Source organism: Roseovarius halophilus (ex Wu et al. 2025), from assembly GCF_047086965.1.
This window is the reverse complement of sequence record NZ_JBKOTX010000356.1, coordinates 1-3389: the sequence shown is the minus strand read 5'-3', so window position 1 is coordinate 3389 and position 3389 is coordinate 1. Positions and strand designations below refer to the sequence as shown.

Sequence of the window (3389 nt, the reverse complement as noted above, 5' to 3'; positions counted from 1 at the left end):
CGCGACCCGGACATCCTGCGCGTCGCGTGGGGAGCAATGACGCGGTATGTCGACGATCAAGGGATCGGGATGCTGTTCGGCTGTTCGTCGTTCACCGGCTGAAAACCGCCGCGCCCCGCTGTTGCCCCGTGCCACCTGACATGGCGGCCGATGCGGGCGTGGGCTTGGCCGGGGAACCCCGGGGCGGGCCCACAGCCGCCCGCCCCGCATACTCGTTACCGTACCAACTCAGGCAAAGAGGAAGTCTTCCTGCGACAGTTGCGCCGCGGAAACGTCCTCCAGCAGAACCCGGTGACCGTCCAGCGATATCTCGGCGAAGGAATCGCCGTCGATCTCCACGTCGGCCACCTCGGCCCCCATGAAGCCCTCGGCGAACCCACGCACGAGCACCATGTCCTCGCCGGGCTCGAAATCGGTGATGATGTCCGTCTCCCCGTCCTTGATCTCGTTGAAGACGAAGGTGTCATCACCCATGCCACCGGTCATGACATCGTCACCGGTGCCACCGTTCAGCCGGTCATCGCCGACGCCGCCGCGCAGCATGTCCGCGCCCGCGCCACCGGCAACGAAATCGTCGCCCATGCCGCCCGAGGCGTGGTCGGCGCCGTCCCCGGCCCCGATCAGGTCATCCCCGGCGCCGCCGTGGATGTCATCCATGCCCTGGCCGCCGCCGAGGCTGTCGCCATCGTCGCCGCCGGTCACGCGGTCGTCGCCATTGCCGGCACCGATCGTGTCGCTTCCGCCGCCGCCGTCGACCATGTCGTCGCCGTCGCCGCCATTGGCCACGTCGTCACCTGCCCCGGCATCAAGCATGTCGTTGCCGACACCGCCGCCCATGCTGTCGTTGCCGTCGCCGCCATCCAGCATGTCATTGCCCATGCCAGCGCCGAGCGCGTCGTCACCGGCATTGCCCATGGCCGTGTCGTTGCCACTGCCCGAGGACAGGATGTCGTTGCCGTCACCGCCGAAGATGTTGTCGTCACCGTCATTGCCGGTGATGCTGTCATCCCCGCCGCCGCCGCCGACATTGTCGTCGCCCGCGTCACCGGTCAGGAAGTCGTCGCCGCCGGCACCGCGCAGGATGTCGTTGCCATCACCGCCATTGGCCACGTCGCCCATCATCCCGGTCTGCGCGTCGGGCATGCCGTTCTCCACGTCCGACCAGCTGCCGGTATGGATCTCGTCATTGCCTGCGCCGCCGTCGATCGTGTCCGATCCGTCGGCCGCGGCGTCGAACATGCCGCCCGTGGCCGCCGCGACACGGCTGTCGCTGTCACCGGTGATGATGTCGTCGCCGGCCCCGCCGGTGATCTGGTCATCCCCGGCATCACCGGCATAGGCGTTGTCGTATTCCGAGCGCGGCAGGCCGCCCGATGCGCCGCCATCCGACAGGTTCTCGGTGTTGTCGTCGCCATCGCCCGCGGTGACCACGTCATTGCCGTCACCGCCCGAGATGTCGTCGGCCCCGGCATTGCCGAACAGCGCGTCGTCGCCGCCACCGCCGGTGATGGCGTCATCGCCGCCGCCGTCGCCGACATTGTCGTCGCCCGCGTCGCCCATCAGCATGTCGTTGCCGCCGGCACCGCGCAGGATGTCATCGCCGGCACCGCCCGACGCGGTGTCGTCCATCATGCCGGTATGCATGTTGCCTTCGCCGTCGTCGCCGTCGCCCCAGCTGCCGGTGTGGATCTCGTCATTGCCGTCACCGCCGGACAGCATGTCCGACCCGTCGGCCGCGGGGTCGAAGTCGCCCCCGGTCGCGGTGGCCACGCGGCTTTCGTCATCGCCGGTGATGATGTCGTCACCCGCGCCGCCGTCGATCGTGTCGTCGCCGGACCCGCCGGCATAAGCGTTGTCGTACGCGTCACGCGGCAATGCCCCGGACGCGCCGTCATCGGCACCGTTCTCGGCGTTCATGTCGCCGGCCCCGGCCGAGATCATGTCGTCGCCCAGATCGCCGTCGATGTCGTCCGAGCCGGCGCCGCCGCTCAGGTCGTCGCCACCGCCTTCGCCGGTGATCGCGTCGTCGCCGTCTCCGCCGGTGACCATGTCATCGGCGCCCGAGCCCATGTAGCTCTCGCCGCCATCGCCCAGCATCACGGTCTCGCCGGACCGCGCCGCCATGTCCTCCAGCAGGTCCAGCGCGTCGGTCAGCGTCGTCTGCTCGATCTCGCCCGCGGCCGCGGGCAGGATCGGCACGAACCCGTCCTGGGTGCCGTCGACCTCACCGCCGGTGCCGTCGCCGGTATCTGCCGGCACCGACACGCCGTGCAGCACGATCTCGCGCAGCGTCAGCGGCAGGATGTCATCGCCCTGGTAGTCGGTCATCGTGACCGGGCTGCCGAAATTCGAGTCGTCGTTGACGTCGAAACTGCGGATGTAGGTGAAGCTGCCGTCGGAATTGGTCATTGGCGGGTTGCCGTCCTCGGCCGCGAGGGTCAGCAGGACATCGCCGTAGCTCGCGACGCCTTCCAGCACCTCGACCATGCCGTCGCGGTCGGCATCGTTGTTGATATCCGGCGTTGTCGAATCGATCGGGTTGCCGTCGCCGTCGAACAGGCCGTGGATGTGCTGCGGTACCGGCTGGTCGGCTTCCATGCCGTCAACCGAGATCGCGACGTTCACGTACTGCGCGCCGTCCTCTTCCTCGGGGCCCAGCGCCACCAGCGCGTTGCCCGTGACGCCCGAACTGTTGAGCGCCGCAAGATCGACGCGATAGACCGCCTCGGCGCCTTCGAGGAATGTCCCGAAGGACGTGAAGTTCGAATCGAGATGTGCCATGTGGCCTCCCCTTTGGTGTGTCTCCACCCGAACCCACGCAGGAAAACCGCGTAAGGTTTCACCCCGATTGGAAAAAATTTCGAAAGCCCCCGGCAAGGCGGCGCACGCGGCAGCAGTACGGCGCACAACCTATTGTAATAACGCGCCTTTCGGACCCGAGCGCGAAGCGTCAGAAAAGCGCGAGTTGATCGCCCGGGCGCGGCGGCGGCGCGAAAAGATCGCAGCGCAGCGCCGGTTGCGCGCCGTCCAGCCCCAGCCGGCGCACCGCCTTGTCGAACCGCTGCGCCGTCAAGTCGGCGACAGGGCCGCTGCCGCGCATTCGCCGCCCCCAGTCGGCGGCGTAATCCTGCCCGCCATGCATCGCGCGCACGTGCCCCATGACGCGCGCCGCCCGGTCCGGGTAATGCGCGGCCAGCCATTCGCGGAACAGCGGCGACACCTCCAGCGGCAGGCGCAGCATGATCCAGCTGGCGGCACAGGCGCCCGCCCGCCGCCCGGCCGTCAGGATCGACTCCAGCTCGGGGTCGGTCAGCCCCGGGATCACCGGCGATGCCATGATCCGCACCGGCACGCCGGCCCCGGCCAGCGCCCCGATCGTTTGCAGCCGT

1 protein-coding gene and 2 pseudogenes are annotated in these 3389 nt (G+C 68.9%); 1 reads left to right on the top strand and 2 read right to left on the bottom strand.

Translation table 11 applies throughout. The annotated features are described in order from the left end of the window. Nucleotides 1-99, top strand: a pseudogene (locus ACH107_RS31300) (ornithine-acyl-ACP acyltransferase); the annotation flags it as partial. Nucleotides 100-228: 129 nt separating this feature from the next. Here the strand turns inward: ACH107_RS31300 and ACH107_RS31295 are convergent. Both ACH107_RS31295 and ACH107_RS31290 read right to left on the bottom strand, forming a co-directional pair. Next, nucleotides 229-2781 (bottom strand): calcium-binding protein, encoded by a 2553-nt coding sequence (locus ACH107_RS31295; protein WP_412509560.1) that lies wholly within the window; start codon nucleotides 2779-2781, stop codon nucleotides 229-231. A 169-nt stretch (nucleotides 2782-2950) separates the two neighbouring features. Beyond that, nucleotides 2951-3389, bottom strand: a pseudogene (locus tag ACH107_RS31290) (radical SAM protein); the annotation flags it as partial.